Annotated in this window: 14 protein-coding genes; 10 read left to right on the forward strand and 4 right to left on the reverse strand. The window is 34.7% G+C overall.

All coding sequences use genetic code 11. The annotated features are described in order from the left end of the window. Positions 1-10: 10 nt before the first annotated feature. The 8 genes from F1003_RS04765 (at position 11) to F1003_RS04800 (ending at position 12,797) form a co-directional block, all read left to right on the forward strand. Positions 11-2,206 carry a patatin-like phospholipase family protein gene (locus F1003_RS04765; RefSeq protein WP_368732350.1) on the forward strand — a complete coding sequence of 732 codons (2,196 nt, stop codon included), beginning with the start codon at positions 11-13 and terminating at the stop codon, positions 2,204-2,206. Positions 2,207-2,479: 273 nt separating this feature from the next. Next, positions 2,480-3,637 (forward strand): homogentisate 1,2-dioxygenase, encoded by a 1,158-nt coding sequence (locus F1003_RS04770; RefSeq protein WP_155088078.1) that lies wholly within the window; start codon positions 2,480-2,482, stop codon positions 3,635-3,637. 144 nt (positions 3,638-3,781) lie between these two features. Continuing rightward, entirely contained in the window at positions 3,782-4,942 is a 1,161-nt protein-coding gene (gene hppD / locus F1003_RS04775; protein WP_155088079.1) for a 4-hydroxyphenylpyruvate dioxygenase, read from the forward strand. A gap of 368 nt (positions 4,943-5,310) precedes the next feature. Further along, entirely contained in the window at positions 5,311-6,105 is a 795-nt protein-coding gene (locus tag F1003_RS04780; protein WP_155088080.1) for a DUF3108 domain-containing protein, read from the forward strand. A gap of 3 nt (positions 6,106-6,108) precedes the next feature. After that, positions 6,109-7,041, forward strand: a complete 933-nt coding sequence (locus F1003_RS04785; protein WP_155088081.1) for a tryptophan 2,3-dioxygenase family protein — start codon at positions 6,109-6,111, stop codon at positions 7,039-7,041. A 12-nt stretch (positions 7,042-7,053) separates the two neighbouring features. Next, on the forward strand, positions 7,054-8,373 hold the full coding sequence (locus F1003_RS04790) for a M23 family metallopeptidase (protein WP_155088082.1): 1,320 nt from the start codon (positions 7,054-7,056) through the stop codon (positions 8,371-8,373). Further along, positions 8,373-10,019, forward strand: a complete 1,647-nt coding sequence (pgi, locus tag F1003_RS04795) for a glucose-6-phosphate isomerase (protein ID WP_155088083.1) — start codon at positions 8,373-8,375, stop codon at positions 10,017-10,019. Before F1003_RS04790 ends, pgi begins: the two co-directional genes overlap by 1 nt. Before the next feature lie 162 nt (positions 10,020-10,181). Further along, entirely contained in the window at positions 10,182-12,797 is a 2,616-nt protein-coding gene (locus F1003_RS04800; protein WP_155088084.1) for a TonB-dependent receptor, read from the forward strand. A 68-nt stretch (positions 12,798-12,865) separates the two neighbouring features. On the opposite strand, the gene gldD is transcribed toward F1003_RS04800, so the two are convergent. From gldD to mutY, 4 genes are all read right to left on the reverse strand, one after another. Next, the gene (gene gldD, locus F1003_RS04805; RefSeq protein ID WP_155088085.1) at positions 12,866-13,435 is read right to left on the reverse strand and encodes a gliding motility lipoprotein GldD; all 570 of its coding nucleotides are present in this window, start codon (positions 13,433-13,435) and stop codon (positions 12,866-12,868) included. Further along, positions 13,432-14,751 (reverse strand): gliding motility-associated protein GldE, encoded by a 1,320-nt coding sequence (locus F1003_RS04810; protein WP_155088086.1) that lies wholly within the window; start codon positions 14,749-14,751, stop codon positions 13,432-13,434. Before F1003_RS04810 ends, gldD begins: the two co-directional genes overlap by 4 nt. A gap of 22 nt (positions 14,752-14,773) precedes the next feature. Further along, positions 14,774-15,241 carry a single-stranded DNA-binding protein gene (locus tag F1003_RS04815; RefSeq protein ID WP_155088087.1) on the reverse strand — a complete coding sequence of 156 codons (468 nt, stop codon included), beginning with the start codon at positions 15,239-15,241 and terminating at the stop codon, positions 14,774-14,776. Between the two features lie 74 nt (positions 15,242-15,315). After that, on the reverse strand, positions 15,316-16,365 hold the full coding sequence (gene mutY, locus F1003_RS04820; protein ID WP_155088088.1) for an A/G-specific adenine glycosylase: 1,050 nt from the start codon (positions 16,363-16,365) through the stop codon (positions 15,316-15,318). A gap of 133 nt (positions 16,366-16,498) precedes the next feature. On the opposite strand from mutY, the gene F1003_RS04825 reads away from it, so the two are divergent. Further along, the gene (locus F1003_RS04825) at positions 16,499-16,789 is read left to right on the forward strand and encodes an HU family DNA-binding protein (RefSeq protein WP_155088089.1); all 291 of its coding nucleotides are present in this window, start codon (positions 16,499-16,501) and stop codon (positions 16,787-16,789) included. A 323-nt stretch (positions 16,790-17,112) separates the two neighbouring features. After that, positions 17,113-18,657 (forward strand): Rne/Rng family ribonuclease, encoded by a 1,545-nt coding sequence (locus F1003_RS04830; protein WP_155088090.1) that lies wholly within the window; start codon positions 17,113-17,115, stop codon positions 18,655-18,657. Positions 18,658-18,671 lie beyond the last annotated feature (14 nt).

Below are 18,671 nucleotides of genomic sequence, written 5' to 3' on the forward strand. Positions count from 1 at the left end.
ATTTTTTCTAGTGTATAACTTAAACAGTATACATGCCCAAGAGGATGAACAGCCAAAAGTAGGTCTGGTTTTAAGTGGTGGTGGGGCTAAAGGGTTTGCGCACATTGGAGCATTAAAGGTTATTGACAGTTTGGGTATAAAGATTGATTATATTTCAGGTACAAGCATGGGAGCCATTATAGGTTCTTTGTACGCTACAGGTTATTCTGGTAAACAGCTAGAGAATTTGTTTAATACTATCGATTTTGATGAATTGATAAATGATAAATTCCCTAGAGCATCAAAACCTTTTTACGAGCGCGATAATTCAGAAAAATATGCTGTTAGTCTCCCGTTTGATAGGTTTAATATAAGCTTACCTTCTGCGTTGTCTCGTGGGCAGAGTGTCTATAATTTACTATATCAAATGATGCTTCCTGTAAACAACGTAAGAGACTTTGAGAATTTACCAATTCCTTTTTTTTGCATTGCTACAAATATAGAGACAGGAGAATCCATAATTATGGATAAAGGGAATTTAGCTGAAGCCGTAACTGCAAGTGGTGCGCTTCCGTCTCTGTTTCAACCTGTCATAATTGATGATAAAATATTGATAGATGGAGGAGTTACCAATAATTTTCCTGTTGAAGAGTTAAGGGCTAAAGGTATGGATATTATTATCGGTGTAGATGTTCAAGATGCACTTAAGGACAGAAAATCGTTAAAATCGGCGCCTGAGATTTTACTTCAGATCAATAACTTTCGCACTATTAACGCTATGAAAAAAAAAGCTAGTCTGACAGATATCTACATAAAACCAGATATAGCTGAATTTTCTGTTGTTTCGTTTAGTGAAGGGGAAGATATTATTGCCAATGGTGAGGCAGCAGCTAGAGCTAATATTGCCGAATTGCTAAAGGTAAAAAAACAGCAAAGCACTTATTCAGAAAAATCTAAGCTTCAACTTTTAGATAGCATTAAAATCAACTCTATAAATTTTACTGGAAATGAAAGATATACAAGAGCTTATCTTTTGGGGAAACTCAAGTTTAAGGATAATGAAAAGATAAGTTATAATGATTTTAAGGAAGGTGTAAATAACCTCATAGCAACCAACAACTTTAACACGCTCCGGTACTATTTAGAACCCTCTTCAAATAACAAAGGGTATAACTTAATGGGAGAAATTAGAGAGTCAGAAGTATCTACCTTTTTAAGATTAGGCGTTCATTACGATGGCTTGTATAAAAGTGCAGCTTTGGCCAATATTACAAAAAAAAGATTACTGTTTAATAATGATATAGCGTCCTTAGATATTATTCTTGGCGATAATTCTAGATATAACTTCGATTATTTCATCGACAAAGGGTTTTATATCAGTATAGGTGTTAAGTCGCGTTACAATAGTTTTAATAAAAACATAAATCCATTACTTGCTTTAGAAGAGGATTCTCCTTTGTTAACCGGACTGAACAAAATTGACGTAGAACTCACGGATTTCACCAATCAAATTTACTTACAGACCATTTTTAGAAAAGACTTTGCGTTAAGAGCAGGTGCAGAGTATAAACGCCTTAAGATAACTTCGGAAACGATTATAGACAATAATCAAGAAGATGAATTTACTTTTGAAAATACAGATTATTTTAGTGTCTATGGTAATTTAATTTTTGACGATTATGACAATTTTAATTTTCCTAAAAGCGGATTTTATTTTAATGGGGATTTTCATTTATATCTCAATGCGTCAGATTTTAACACCGATTTTCAGCAGTTTTCAATAGCCAAAGCCAATATAGGATATGCATTTAGCTTTACAGATCAACTCGCCTTAAAAACTGAAACGAGTGGTGGCTTTAAAATTGGAGATAACTCCACAACGACTTTAGGATTTGGTTTAGGTGGCTATGGCAAAAATTTCATTAATAATTTTCAATCCTTTTATGGCTACGATTATTTAGCCTTATCGGGCGATAGTTTTGTAAAAGCAACCTTTACTTTGGATTACGAAATTTTTAAAAAGCATCATATCCTCTTAGCGGCTAATTACGCCAATATAGAAGACGGGATTTTTGAAACAGGCGAATGGATTACAGCGCCTGATTATAGTGGGTATGCTTTGGGTTATTCTTTAGAAACGTTTCTAGGACCTTTAGAAGGGAAATATACATACTCACCAGAAACAGGCGATGGTTATTGGTTCTTTAATCTTGGGTTTTGGTTTTAAGTTAAAAAATTATCAACTTTGTAACTCATATGAAACCATTCTGGGCAAACATAAAACTACACTTACACTTCCTTATCAAAAGGAACCCAGAATAGCATTTGTCTCATCCTGAACGGTTATGCTATACTTTCCTGCACTGAGTGAGCAGAGTCGAAGTGTCGAAGTCTTATTTCAGGATATCTTTAATTTAGTTTTCATTTTTTGTACCTTTAAACGTTGCTGGTTTATACCAAATCAACGAATAAACAACTCAACAATTAAACAGAATTACAAATGCCATTTTATCATAAATTAGGAAAAATTCCACCAAAACGCCATACACAGTTTAAAAAACCAGATGGTAGTTTTTATTATGAGCAATTGTTTGGTACTATAGGTTTCGACGGAATGTCAACCAATAGTTACCACGAGCAACGACCAACTCAAGTAAAAGAAATAAAGAAACAATATAGTGTCGCACCAAAAGTAGCGAAAGCCAACAACATGCAATCCTATCGTTTTCATGGATTTAAGGTAAAGCCCGAAAACGATTATTTAGACAGCAGAAAGACTGTTTTAACCAACAGCGATTGCAGTATTATACTTGCAGCTCCAAAAAAATCCACGGAAGATTATTTTTATAAAAACACAGATGCTGACGAGCTTATTTTTGTCCATAAAGGCTCAGGTAAACTAAGAACACATCTCGGTAATTTAGATTTTAAATACGGAGATTATCTGTTGGTGCCAAGAGGCATTATTTATAAAATAGATTTTGATACAGAAGATAATCGCTTATTTATTGTAGAAAGTAGACGACCAATCTACACACCTAAGCGTTATCGTAACTGGTTTGGGCAATTATTGGAGCATTCACCATTTTGTGAGCGCGATTTACGTCAACCGCAAGAACTGGAGACCTATAATGAATCTGGTGAGTTTTTAATCAAGATAAAAAAGCAAGATGACATATTTGATATGGTATATGCGTCGCATCCTTTTGATGTAGTGGGTTATGATGGTTACAATTATCCTTATGCATTTTCAATTCACGATTTCGAACCGATAACGGGACGAGTACATCAACCACCACCAGTGCATCAAACTTTTGAAACCGATGCTTTTGTAGTTTGTAGCTTTGTGCCACGTTTATATGATTATCATCCTTTAGCTGTACCAGCACCATACAACCATAGTAATATAGATAGTGATGAGGTGTTGTATTATGTGGATGGCGATTTTATGAGCAGAAATGATATTGATAAAGGCCATATTTCATTGCATCCTGCAGGTATTCCGCATGGACCACATCCAGGAGCAATGGAACGCAGTATTGGTAAGGTGAAAACAGATGAACTGGCAGTAATGGTAGATACATTTAAGCCATTAAAAGTAACAGAAGAAGCATTGAAAATTGCCGACGGGGATTATTATAAATCTTGGTTGGAGTAAAAGCTCACCCTGACTTTCCTGGAGGGAAGGGATATGTTGAGCAAATAGAACGAAAACGAATAAATAATATATAAACTCAAACTCTTTTAGCCCAGCAGTAAGAGTTCTTCCCCTATGGGGAAGTTAGAAGGGGCTTCTAATATTATGTCAAAAGAAATAAAATCCGTTGATTACGGTCTAGAAAAAATATTCGAAGGAGCGCAAGATTTTCTTCCGCTTTTAGGAACAGATTATGTAGAATTCTATGTAGGTAATGCAAAGCAAGCAGCCCATTTTTATAAAACTGCCTTTGGTTTTCAGTCGTATGCATACAAAGGATTGGAAACCGGAAGCAAAGACACGGTGTCTTATGTTTTAAAACAAGACAAAATCAGACTGGTGCTTACGACGCCTTTAAGCTCTGAGAACCCAATAAACGATCATATAGTTAAACATGGTGATGGAGTTAAAGTTGTAGCACTTTGGGTAGATGATGCACGCAAATCTTACGAAGAGACCACAAAACGTGGAGCCAAGTCCTATATGGAGCCAAAAGTTGAAACAGACGAATTTGGAGAAGTGGTGAGAGCTGGCATCTACACCTATGGTGAAACCGTACACATGTTTGTAGAACGCAAAAATTACAATGGTGTATTTATGCCTGGATTTATGAAATGGGAGTCCGACTACAACCCAGAACCAGTAGGTTTAAAGTACATAGATCATATGGTAGGTAATGTAGGTTGGGGAGAAATGAATACTTGGGTAAAATGGTACGAGGATGTGATGGGATTCGTAAACTTCCTATCATTTGATGATAAGCAAATTCATACCGAATACTCAGCGCTGATGAGTAAAGTAATGAGTAATGGTAACGGAAGAATAAAATTCCCAATTAACGAACCTGCAGAAGGTAAAAAGCGTTCTCAGATTGAAGAATATTTAGATTTTTATGAAGGACCAGGTGTGCAACATATTGCAGTGGCCACTGACGATATCATAACAACCGTTTCTCAATTGCGTGCCAGAGGAGTTGAATTTTTATCCATTCCACCAGAAGAGTATTATAGAGCCGTACCAGGACGATTGGAAGAATTCAGCCATGAACTCAGAGAGGATATCGAAACCTTAAAAGGCCTTGGCATTATGATAGATGCTGACGAAGAAGGTTATTTACTTCAGATTTTCACAAAACCAGTAGAGGATAGGCCAACCTTGTTCTTTGAGATTATTCAACGTATGGGAGCTCGTGGCTTTGGCGCAGGTAATTTTAAGGCTTTGTTTGAGTCTATTGAAAGAGAACAGGCTAAGAGAGGTACTTTATAAAAAAGCAAAGCGCGTTTAACTCCCTACTGATAAACGCGCTTATAAAAACCAACTCTAAATTCTAATTGTACATCGAGATTAAAATAGATGTACTTTGGTTTGCTCTACTCTAGCATCGAAAAACTTTAAAAATGTGAGCATTAATCGAAGATATTTTTAAATAGACTATAGTTTTTGCTTGTGTTTCAGGGTTTTAATAGATTTGGAACAGTAATTGTAATTAAGATAATTGTAACATAAAAATTGCGTTACATTATTTAAATTTACAAACTGGAGATTATGACACGAGCATGTTAAAAGTTTATCGGTTTATAGAAGTATAAATTGCGAACTGTATGTGACCGTCAAATTTCACTAGACAAAAACACATGAAATATATATTTACCATACTAGTTTTTCTTATCGGACTTAAAGCACCAAGCGTACAGAGTGAATCTGCTTTTCAATCTGGTGAGTGGTTTAAATTTAGAATGAGCTACAGTGGCTGGTTTAAAGCTGGTGAGGCGACATTAAAAGTTGATGAGAAAAAATTAAACGGAAAGTCCGTTTTTCATGTTGTGGGTAAAGGAAAGACCACAGGTCTTGCCAACGCTTTTTTTAAAGTAAGAGATAGATACGAAAGCTACTTTGATAAGGAAACAGGTGCGCCATATAAATTTATTAGAAAAATTGATGAAGGTGGCCATACTAAAGATATAGAAATTGATTTTATTCACGAAGAGCAAAAAGCTATTGTCAATAACAAGAAGCATAAAAAGATAAAGACTATTTCAACAGAAAAAGATGTGCAGGATATGGTGTCCATGTACTATTATCTAAGAAACAGCATTGATATTTCTTCATTAAGTATTGGAGATGAAATAAAAACCAATATGTTTTTTGATGAAGAGAATTACGGTTTTAAACTTAAATATTTGGGTAAAGAAACAATAAAGGTTGATGTTAATGGTTCTAAAGTTAGAGTTAAAACCTTAAAATTTAGACCTTACGTAATGGCAGGTAGAGTATTTAAGGAAGAAGAGAGTTTGACCTTGTGGGTGAGTGCTGATAAGAATAAAATTCCATTAAAGATAAAAGCAGACTTGGCCGTAGGATCACTACGTGCCGATTTAGTACAGTTTAAAGGGTTAAAACATACTTTCCCAATAGTATTAGATAATTAATTTATGCCAGACCAACCTAACTACGACGAGATTATTAAAGCGCTTCAAGAGAAGTACACCAAAATAGACCAAGATACAGATGACCATTTATACGGCTTGCTTTACAGCAAGCCGATTACATATTGGGATTATATACAAACCGATGCACTGTTAAACCTTCAGATTCAACGTACAACATTACCAGATGAGATGGTATTTATTGCCTATCATCAAATCAACGAGCTTATTTTTAAAATGATACTTTGGGAAATTTCCCAAGTGGCCGAAAAGGAAAATCTAGATGTGGTCTTTTTTGAAAATAAAATCATGCGTATTAGTCGTTATTTTGATATGCTCACAACTTCCTTTAACATCATGGGAGAAGGCATGGAAGTAGAGCAGTACATGAAGTTTAGATATACCTTGACTCCAGCAAGCGGATTTCAGAGTGCGCAGTACAGGTTAATAGAGTTTGCATCCACCGAATTAATCAACCTTATTGATTACAGATTTAGAAAAGATATTGATAGAAATACACCATTTACACACGCATTTGAACATCTATATTGGCAAGCTGCAGGAAAAGACCATAAAACAGGAAAAAAATCAACGCTTTTAATTAATTTTGAAAAGCGTTACAAAGACGAGTTCTTAAGATTTATGGAAATGTACAACACTAAAAACCTTTGGACACGTTTTAAAGAGTTGCCAGTTGAAGACCAAAAAGATAAGGACTTGGTAAAGGCAATGCGCCATTTTGACTATACAGTTAACGTTACTTGGGTAATGGCACATTATAACACAGCCAAGCACTACATAGATAGTGGCTTGGGTGACGGAGAAGCCACTGGTGGTAGTGACTGGAAAAAATACATGCATCCAAAATATCAAAGACGTATTTTTTTTCCAGACCTATGGACTGAAGAAGAATTAGAAAATTGGGGAAATAACATATAATTAGCATACTTAATGCAGTTGAAACAATTAATAGCAATAATCGTAGTTTCCGTGTTTGTTTTTGCTTGTAAAGAAGACAATTCAGCGGAAGAGACTTACAATAAAGAAATAGCCGAAATAGCCGAAGAGGAAAAAATTCTTGAATTTGGTTTTGATCTAAAACAGTTCGAGTTTAAAAGAGATACCGTAAAAAAAGGAGATACTTTTGGTATTATTTTAGAGCGAAATAATGTGGGTTACCCTGAAATTTACCAAATAGCCGAAAAAGCAAAAGACACTTTTGATATTGCCACTAAGCTTCAAGTTGGTAAACCTTATACCTTATTGTTTTCTAAAGAGAATGCCAATGATAGTATTCAAAAACCAACAACATTTATCTATCAACAGAATCTAGAGGATTATGTGGTTATAGATTTTAAAGATTCCATTCAGGCCTATACAAGCACAAAGCCCATAACCTATGTCGAAAAAACAGCAACAGGCGTCATAGAAAATAATATTTCCCAAACTTTAGAAGAAAAAGGGTTGAGTCAAATGCTGGCATTTAAAATGGCTGATGATATCTACGCATGGACCATAGATTTTAGACGCCTACAACCAGGAGACCGATTTAAGGTTATTTATACGGATAAGTATATAAACGATAGTATATATGCTGGAGTTCATGATGTAAAAGCAGCATATTTTGAGCATAATGGAGATTCGCTCTACGCTTTTCGGTTTCAAACAGATTCTATAAAAGGTATTGTTGACTACTTTAACGAAGATGCCAAAAATTTACGTAGAGCATTTTTAAAAATGCCTGTTAAGTTTGGTAGATTATCTTCTCGATATAATTTAAATAGAAGAATAGCCTATTATGGTTACAAAGTTAGGCCACATAAAGGTACTGACTTTGCGGCATCGGTAGGCACACCAATTATGGCCACTGCAAATGGAACGGTCATAGAATCTACGAGACGAGGAGGTAACGGTAAGTATGTGAAGATTAGGCATAACGACACGTACACCACCCAATATTTACACATGAGTAAACAAGCGGTAAAAAAAGGACAATTTGTAAAACAAGGAGATATAATTGGATATGTTGGTATGACCGGTAATACAGGTGGTCCTCACGTATGTTATCGCTTTTGGAAAAATGGGAAACAAGTTGATCCGTTTAAACAAAAATTGCCAGAAGCAAAACCAATTTCAGATAGTTTAAAAGTGAAATACCTAGACTACATAAAGCCAATAAAACAGCAATTAGACAATATCTTTTTCTTGGAAGGCGAGCCTAAAGATATGGAAAACACAATCACCGAAGATCAAATTACAGACATTCAATAATGGCATTGAAATCCACAAACCCGACCCAAACAGAATCCTGGAAAAAATTAGAAGAGCATTTTGAAACGATTAAGTCCAAACACCTAAGAGAACTTTTTGCGGTAGACCCAAACAGAGCAAATGATTTAACTCTAAAGTGGGATGATTTTTATGTTGATTTTTCAAAAAATAGAATTACAAGCGAGACTTTAGATTTATTGTTGCAATTGGCTAATGATGTGGATTTAAAAGACGCTATTTCAAAATATTTTGAAGGGGATATCATCAACGCTACAGAAGGTAGGGCGGTTTTGCATACGGCATTAAGAGCAACAAAAGATACTGAGGTATTTGTTGATGGTGCTAATGTTATCCCAGAAGTTTTTGAGGTAAAACAGAAAATAAAAACTTTCACAAATTCAGTAGTCAACGGAACGCATAAAGGTTATACAGGTAAGGAAATAACAGATGTTGTTAATATAGGTATTGGTGGTTCTGATCTTGGACCTGCTATGGTTGTAGATTCACTTCAGTTTTATAAAAACCAACTCAACACACATTTTGTTAGTAATGTAGATGGTGACCACCATAAAGAACTCATTAAAAATCTGAACCCTGAAACAACACTTTTTGTGATAGTTTCAAAAACCTTTACTACCCAAGAAACCTTATCCAATGCCAATTCCATTCGGTCCTGGTTTTTAGAAAGTCAGCCAGAAGAGGCTGTTTCCAAACATTTTGTTGCCGTATCTACCAATATAGAAAGTGTAAAGGCATTTGGTATTGATGAGGCCAATATCTTTCCGATGAAAGATTGGGTGGGAGGACGTTTTTCGCTATGGAGTGCAGTCGGTCTATCGATAAGCTTAGCCTTAGGTTACAAGAATTTTGAAAGTCTGTTAAAAGGCGCCAATAAAATGGATGAGCATTTCAGAACAACGGATTTTGAAAAGAATATCCCAATCATTTCGGCATTATTAACTGTATGGTACAATAACTTTTTTAATGCAGAAAGTGAAGCCATTATCCCTTACACACAATATTTAAATCAATTTGCTACTTACTTACAGCAAGGTATTATGGAAAGCAATGGTAAAAGTGTAGATAGGGACGGCAATACTGTTGATTATCAAACCGGAACTATAATTTGGGGAGAACCAGGCACAAACTCTCAACACGCCTTTTTTCAATTGATTCACCAAGGTACTAAATTGATTCCTGCAGATTTTATAGGTTTTGTTGAATCGCTTCATGGAAATAAAGACCATCACGATAAGTTAATGTCTAACTATTTTGCACAGACAGAAGCCTTAATGAATGGTAAAACAAAAGATGAGGTTTTATCAGAGTTGCAAGGGCAATCACTTACCAGCGAACAAATCAGTAAGCTACTTCCTTTCAAAGTTTTTGAAGGCAATAAACCGACAACGTCAATACTGGTTCAAAAATTAACGCCAGAAAGCTTAGGAAAACTTATTGCATTCTATGAACACAAAATATTTGTTCAAGGCATAATTTGGAACATATATAGCTATGATCAATTTGGTGTTGAATTGGGCAAACAACTGGCAAAATCCATACTTAGTGAGTTAAATGAAGAATCGAATTCTTTAAAACATGATTCTTCGACTCAAAACCTAGTGGCTTTTTATAAAGAAAAACGTTAAAAACTGTTAAAAACTTTCTGAAAATTTAATTATGCACGCATAAAAATTGCGAAAAGTATAATTAAATTGTGCTGTTAAAATTCTTAACATTTAGGTAATATAATAACTAGAGATATGCGTAATTTTGCGCCACTAATTGAAACCAATTAATTCAAATTTTATATGAAAAAATTTAACTATTTTTTATTTGCAGCTGTATTGATGCTTTTTACTACAGCAGCATTTGCTCAAGCTACTATTACAGGTAAGGTAGTTGATGCTGACATGAATTCACCTCTGCCTGGTGCTAATGTTTTAGTAAGAGGTACAGTTAATGGTACAACCACAGATTTTGATGGTAATTTTACAATTACTGCCAATTCAACTTCTGGTGAGATAGTAATTTCCTATATCGGATTTGCTTCTAAAGCCATTAAGTTTAATGGTGATGCTAATCTAGGAACTATTGTTTTAGATTTAGACAACTCTCTACAAGAAGTTGTAGTTGTAGGTACAGGGATTATAGATTTAGCAGAAGGTAGAAAAACACCTGTTGCTGTATCTACTATTAAAGGTAAAGATATACAGCTAAAAGCTGCTGGTAACGTAGAATTTGGTGAAGCTATGAAAAACACACCATCTGTCTACGTATCGAGCCAAGCTGGTGGATTTGGTGATAGCCAAATATTCTTAAGAGGTTTTGATGACACTAACACAGCTTACCTTTTAAATGGACAGCCAATAAACGGTATGGAAGATGGTAGAATGTACTGGTCTAACTGGTCTGGTATGTCAGATGTAGCTAATGCGGTTCAGGTTCAAAGAGGTCTAGGATCTTCTAAACTAGCAATTTCATCAGTTGGTGGTACAGTTAATATTGTATCTAAGACAACAGATAGAAGAGAAGGTGGTTTTGTAAGATTTATGTCTGGTAACGACAGTTACTTTAAAGGGTCTTTTTCATATAACTCTGGTATAAATGATAAAGGATGGGCTTTTTCAGTATTTGTTGATCACTGGCAAGCACATAGAAAATATTCTGAAGGTACTGCCGGACAAGGTCAAAATTATTTATTTTCTGTTGGTTATAAGCCAAATGAGAGACACACTCTTAACTTCTTATTGACAGGTGCTCCACAATGGCACGATCAAAACTTCTCAGAAGATTTAGAATTTTATGAGGAATTTGGCGAGAAAGCTAATGATAATTACGGGTTTTATAACGGTGAAGGTTTTACAGAAAGACGTAACTACTACCATAAACCAGTAATGAACCTTAACTGGGACTATGACATTAAAGAAGGTTTAGAACTATCTACAGTATTATATGCGTCTTGGGGACGTGGTGGTGGAACCGGAAACCTTGGTAGAGGAAGAGTTAGAGTTGGTGATGATCCTATGTATAATGGCTCAAGACCATATTTAATAGATTTTGATCAAATTGAAGAAAACAATGTTGCTACGGCAGATGCTAACAATAATGGTAATTTTGGTGATTCTTATTTAAGAAGAGCTTCTGTAAATAACCATAATTGGTATGGTTTACTATCAAACTTAAATATTGAAACTAGTGAAAATTGGTCATTTAATATTGGATTAGATGGAAGAACATATAACGGAATCCACTTTAGACAATTAATAGATAAGTTTGGTCTTAATGGTTATGAGGATAACTTTAGAACTGATAGACCTGATGATTATGTAATCTCTGAAACCTTTGAAGCTAATCCATGGTCTTCTTTATTTGACTTTGCTGATGATGATCAAAGATATGACAGAAACTACGAAGAGGTAATAAATTATATCGGTGGTTTCGGTCAGGCTGAATATGCAAATGACAATTTCTCTGTCTTTGTACAAGGTGCTGTGTCTACACAATCTTACCAAAGAGAAGGTTTCTTTACTGGTGTAGGTGACGGATTAGGAAAATCAGAAAAAATCAATAAAGTAGGTTACCAAATTAAAGGTGGTGCAGCTTATAATTTAACTGAAAATCATAGCATTTTTGCTAATGCAGGATTCTTTGAGCGTCAACCTTTCTTAGATAACGTATTTGCTAATATTAGATATTCTAATGAATTGGTTGAACCAGAAGTTGAAAATGAAGCAATTACTGGTCTTGAAGCTGGATACCGTTTTAGCAACAGTTCTTTTAGATTTAATTTAGATGTTTACAGAACAGAATGGGGAAATAGATTCTTAAGTTTTGGTACTAGCTTACCAATGGATGAGTTTGGTATCTATAGATTTAATGACGTTACTCAAATACACCAAGGTGTAGAGTTTGATTTTGAATACAGACCATTAGCAGCAGGTTGGAGCCTTAGAGGATATGGTTCTATTGGTAACTGGAAGTATGATAATGAAACTCCATTTAACCTTCAAAATGATGATACTGGAGAATTTGTGATTGAAAATGGCACTGTTAACCTAACAGATGTTAAAGTAGGTAATGCACCTCAAACGTCTTTTGGTGTTGGATTTGTTGCAGATATTTGTGATGGACTTTCTGTAGATATGGATTATAATATCTATACAGATTTGTATGAGTTTGTTGATGTAGAAGATGCAATCCAAGCTTCTTTAGATGGTGGTACTTATGAGTCTGTAAGACTACCAGCTTATACACTAGCTGATGCCGGTTTAACTTATAGATTTACTATGGGAGACAACCCAATTACGTTTAGAGCGAATGTTTTCAACTTATTTAATGAAGCATATATTAACCAAAGAAATGCTTTTGGTTATTACCTAGGTGTTGGAAGAACGTTTAACGCAAGTATTCGTTACAACTTCTAGTCTATACAAAATATAGAATAAAAAAAGCAGCCGAACGGCTGCTTTTTTTATGACTTAAGATTAAGTTTTTATTCTTTCCAATTTACAGATTCCATTATGCGCTTTATATCCTTTTTTAGATATTCTGAAGCCGGATAAATAGAATCGTAATTAGGTTTTGCGTAAAAGTATAAAGACCCACTTAAAAAGTGATTAACGCTGTCTGTAACATAAAATTGAGATTGTGAAGCAGCATCTCCACCAACTTCATACAGCATACCATAGACCTTGTCTTTATTGTTTTCAAAAGGAACAGTTAAAATCTCATCTGCCTTAATAGTGTGCTTTTGGGTGAGATTTTGCGCATCTCTTAGCAAGCTATCCAAATTATCGTTGCTTACAGTTTTATAAGTAAGGTATATGGTTGCTTTTAAAGCAGGATATTTTACATCAACACCTTTGGCGCTGCCGGAGGATTTTACTTTACTGATAGGTTCAGACAATTTGTTTTTATCAAAAGTAAATGGAAGCGGTAAAATTGCCTTTTCATATGTAGCTTCAGGATATTCCAACCTTAGGTAGCCTTTTGGCTTGGGTAGCGGATCGTCACCACAACCTAACATAAAAAGACTCAATATTGGTACCATTATACGCTTCATATATTTGACTTAAGCAAGGTTAATTTTATTTGTTTTATGCGTTTTCGTTCTAAAGCTTCAATAGTAAAAACGAAATTTTTAAAATTTATTTTACTACCTATTCTTGGGAAACCACCAGAAATTTCGAGAACAAAACCAGCTAAGGTTTCCGCCTCACCCTTTCTGCTTTCAAAATCCTCAGTTTCGTCTTCAATGCCAATAATTTTATAGACATCCTTTAAAGGGGTTTTACCTTCAAAACTATAATTGTTGTCGTCTAATTTGGTGTAGATTAAATCTTCGTCATCATACTCATCGCTAATATCACCTACAATTTCTTCAATAATATCTTCTAAGGATACCAGACCAGACGTCCCACCATATTCATCTACTACAACGGCAAGATGTACTTTTTTGTGTTGAAATTCGACCATTAAATCATCTAGTTTCTTGTTTTCTGGCACAAAAAACGGATCACGTAGAATGCTGGTCCAATCGAATGTTTTCTTATTTAAGTGAGGTAATAGATCTTTTACGTAGAGTACACCTTTTATCTTATCTATATTTTCTTCGTAAACAGGAATTCTAGAATAACCATTATCCACTATGTCTCTTATAATAGTCTCAAAAGGAGTATCGATATTTAGCGCAAATAAATCCATGCGCGGACGCATCACTTGTTTAGTGTCAGTGTTACCAAATGAAACAATTCCTTGTAATAATTTTTGCTCTTCTTGCGTCGTATTCTCGTGGTTTGTGAGCTCTAAAGCCTGTGATAACTGATCGACACTTAGGTTGGAAGATTGTTTCCCAAACTTCTTCTGAATATTAAGCGTTACAAAACGCATTGGTAGGCTGATTGGAGAAAAAATAACATCCAACACCTTCAGTGGTCTCGCCATAAATGACGAAAACTTTACACTGTTTCTACTGGCATATATTTTTGGAATAATCTCACCAAACAGTAAGATTAAAAATGTAGCTGAGACAACTTCTACCAAAAACCTCAAAAGTGCATGTGTAATGCTTCTAAAAAGTGTTTCACCTATAAAGGCAAATAAAAGAACAATAGCAATATTTATAAAGTTGTTTGCAACTAAAATAGTTGCTAATAGTTTTTTAGGGCGCTCCAACAGCTTAGCAATGATCTGCATTGCGGCAGAATTATTTTCCATGCCTTCATCTACATTAGATTTCGTTAAGGAAAATAATGCCACTTCGGCTCCAGATATCAGTGCTGAGCATCCAAGAAGTACAATAAGTAATATAACACTCGTAATAAACGAAGTGTTAGTGAGTAATAAATTTGAAATTAAAACCGTGGGTTCTGGATCCAAGATAAAATTATATTATATGAATTTAGAATGGTAAATCATCATCCTCTTCTGGTGCAACACTGTTTTGGGTCTGTTGTTGAGGTTGTTGAGGTTGTTGAGATGGTTGTTGGGCTTGAGCCTCCTGTTGTGGTTGCCCACCTTGTTGCTGTTCGTTTTTATTGGTTAAAAACGTAAAGTCTGTACATTGAATTTCCGTAGAATAGCGCTCCATACCTTTATCATCTGTCCATTTTCTAGTTTTTATGCGACCTTCAATATAGACTTTATCTCCTTTACTCAGGTATTTTTCACAAATCTCAGCGGCTTTATTTCTCACCACGATATTGTGCCACTCTGTATTAGAGACACGCTCGTTGGTTTGCTTGTTAGTGTAAGTTTCGTTAGTTGCCAATGGAAAACGACCGACACAATTTTTGTCGTCGAAATAATGCATTTTTACTTCATCTCCTAAATGCCCAATTAGCATTACCTTATTTAACGTTCCTGACATAATATGTTTGTTTTAGCTTGCAAAGTTACTCAATTTGATATCACTCCTTTAAAATTAAGAAAAAAATGTGATTTCTATATATTATTAAAATTGAAGGTGTTAATGAAATCACTAATTAGCACAGGTGTAGGATATAAATCAAGGTTTTTAACAGGTATAGACCCTTTGGGTAGTTCATTAATTTCAACAATCCAGAATTTAGTATAAAGATGCTGGTGAGATAATTTGTGGATGATGTCCGACTCGTTATATAGCCAATAATCAAACTTTAAACCTTTAAATAATTCCTCTTCTACATTTAAAAGATGGAACTCATTAGTTTTTAGGCTTCTTTTAGACTCAACTAATGGAAATTGATACAGGTTTTGCCAAATGCCCTTGCCAGTTCGTTTTTCTAACACGATGTTTTTGTTTTGGTCAACACAAACTAAAAAATTGAAATATTTGTTAGTGACTTTGGTTTTCTTCAGTTTTACGGGAAGCGTTTCCACTAAACCCTTCTGCAAGGCAACACAACCGTCTTGTAAAGGACAAATGGCGCAATCAGGATTTTTGGGCTTGCACTGCCTTGCACCAAATTCCATAATGGCTTGGTTAAAGGTCGCTGGCTGTTCTCTATCTATTAAAGAGGACGCCAATTTTTTAAATTCTTTAATACCTGAAGTTGAATTTATAGGAGTATCAATTCCGAAGTAACGCGATAAAACTCTATATACGTTACCATCTACTACTGCGGCAACTTCATTAAAGGCTATTGAGGCAATGGCACTAGCTGTATAATCACCAACACCTTTTAATTTTAGTAGGTCTTTATAATTGTTTGGAAACTCACCGTCTAAATTAAAAGCAATGTGCTTTGCTGTGGTATGTAAATTTCGAGCTCTAGAATAATAACCCAAGCCTTGCCATAGTTTTAAAACCTCTTGCTCAGTAGCGTTTGCAAGGTCAAAAATTGTAGGATAGGTTTTAACAAAAGCTTCATAATATGGCAACCCTTGCTTAACTTGGGTTTGCTGTAAAATAATTTCTGAAAGCCAAATGTAATATGGATTTTTGGTATTTCTCCAAGGTAAATCTCGTTTATTGTTTGAATACCAGTTAGTTAGTTTTTTGTTAAAATCCATTAGGTTTTTAATTGATGAAGCAAAATTAAATCTTTATCACGTTAAATTTTAATTAATTACGCTTGAAATATTGAAATTAAATTACATATATTTGCATCCCTTAGAATTTATAGTAACCCTAAAACTAATAACAATGACAAAAGCCGATTTAGTAGCTAAAATATCTGATAAATTAGGTATCGAGAAAGGTGACGTACAAGCTACGGTAGAAACTTTTATGGAAGAAGTAAAATCATCTTTAGAAGGTGGTGATAACGTGTATTTAAGAGGTTTCGGAAGTTTTATTATTAAAACAAGAGCTGAAAAAACTGGTCGTAACATTTCAAAAAACACTACGATTAAAATCCCAGCTCACAACATACCAGCTTTTAAACCAGCTAAAGTATTTTTAGAAGGTGTAAAAACTAATGTTGAAGTCAACTAAAGACATTAAAAAAAATATTAATTTAAAAAAGCATTATTTATTATGCCAAGTGGTAAAAAAAGAAAAAGACACAAGGTAGCGACGCATAAGCGTAAGAAACGTAGACGCGCTAATCGTCACAAAAAGAAATAAGCTGAGGAAAAGTAGTTTTAAAAACTACTTTTTTCAGTTTTAAGAAACGTTCTTTGATATAGAATTTAAGCACATTTAATAGAGTGTACTTAAGTTTGCTGGATAATCCTGATAAACAATCAGGAATCCTGTGTCAATTAATTAAGTAAAATCCATCTGTCCTAATTAAAGGATGGATATAAATTAACATTATGAACAAGGAATTAATCGTAAGATCGAGTTCAGATATTGTTGATTTTGCCTTATTAAAAGATGGAAAACTTATTGAATTACATAAAGACGAAGAGGATAATAACTTCGCGGTTGGCGATATTTTTATTGCCAAAATACGTAAGGTTATGCCAGGTTTAAATGCCGCGTTTGTCAACGTTGGCTATGAGAAAGATGGTTTTTTACACTATCACGATCTAGGACCTAAACTTCCTTCACTTTTAAAATTCATTAAACGTGTAAGCACAGGAAAATTAAGAGATTATACGCTCAAAAACTTTCCGTTTGAAAAAGATTTAGATAAGCATGGCGCTATTGCCAATGCTTTAAAATCCAATCAATCAATTTTAGTACAAGTAGTAAAGGAGCCTATTTCCACTAAAGGGCCTCGCATTAGTTCAGAATTGTCTATTGCAGGTAGATACATAGTCTTGGTGCCGTTTTCTAACCGTATTTCAATTTCACAAAAAATTGAATCGCAAGAAGAAAAAGACCGTTTAAAAAGACTTGTAAAAAGTATCACGCCTAAAGGATTTGGTGTTATTATTCGTACTGTAGCTGAAGGCAAAAAAGTTGCCGAGCTAGACAGTGATTTACAGAATTTGCTGACAAGATGGACAGCAATGTGTAAAAAATTGTACAAGGCACATCACCCAACAAAAGTACTTGGTGAAATGAACAAAGCATCCTCTATTTTAAGGGATATTTTTAATGATTCATTTTCTGGTATCGTTGTGGATGACGAGGAATTGTACATACAAATAAAAGATTACGTGCAACAGATTGCACCGAAAAAAGAGTCTATTGTGAAGTATTACAAAAACGGAATTCCGATTTATGAAAAATTTGGTGTAGAACGCCAAATAAAAACATCGTTTGGAAAAACCGTTTCTATGGCAAAAGGAGCGTACTTGGTTATAGAACATACCGAAGCTATGCATGTTATAGATGTAAACAGTGGTAACCGTTCTAATAAAGAAAAAAGCCAAGAAGCCACAGCTTTAGAAGTCAACTTAATCTCTGCCGCAGAAATTGCCCGCCAATTGCGTTTACGTGATATGGGAGGCATCATCGTTATCGACTTTATCGATATGGGACGTGCAGAGAATCGAAAAAAGCTTTACAACTTTCTCAGAGATGAGATGAAAGACGACAAAGCAAAGCACAAAATATTGCCGCCGAGTAAGTTTGGGTTAGTGCAAATAACCAGACAGCGTGTTAGGCCAGAGCGCAATATTAAAACAAAAGAACAAAATCCTAATCTTGTAGGTGGAGACGAAATCGAAGCACCAATTAAAGTGGTGGAACGTATTAAGCAAGACCTCGAAAGGATTCTTAAAAAAGACTATAAAAAGATAACGCTAAATGCACATCCTTTTATAGCGGCCTTTTTAACCAAAGGGTATCCATCAGTACGTACAAAGTGGTTCTTTGAACACAAAAAATGGGTAAAAGTTTTACCTAGAGATGCTTACACTTATCTTGAATACCATTTCTTTGACAAGGATGGTAACAAAATCACATAATATCTATTAGAGAA

Source organism: Winogradskyella ouciana, from assembly GCF_009709615.1.
GTDB classification, from domain to species: Bacteria; Bacteroidota; Bacteroidia; order Flavobacteriales; family Flavobacteriaceae; genus Winogradskyella; species Winogradskyella ouciana.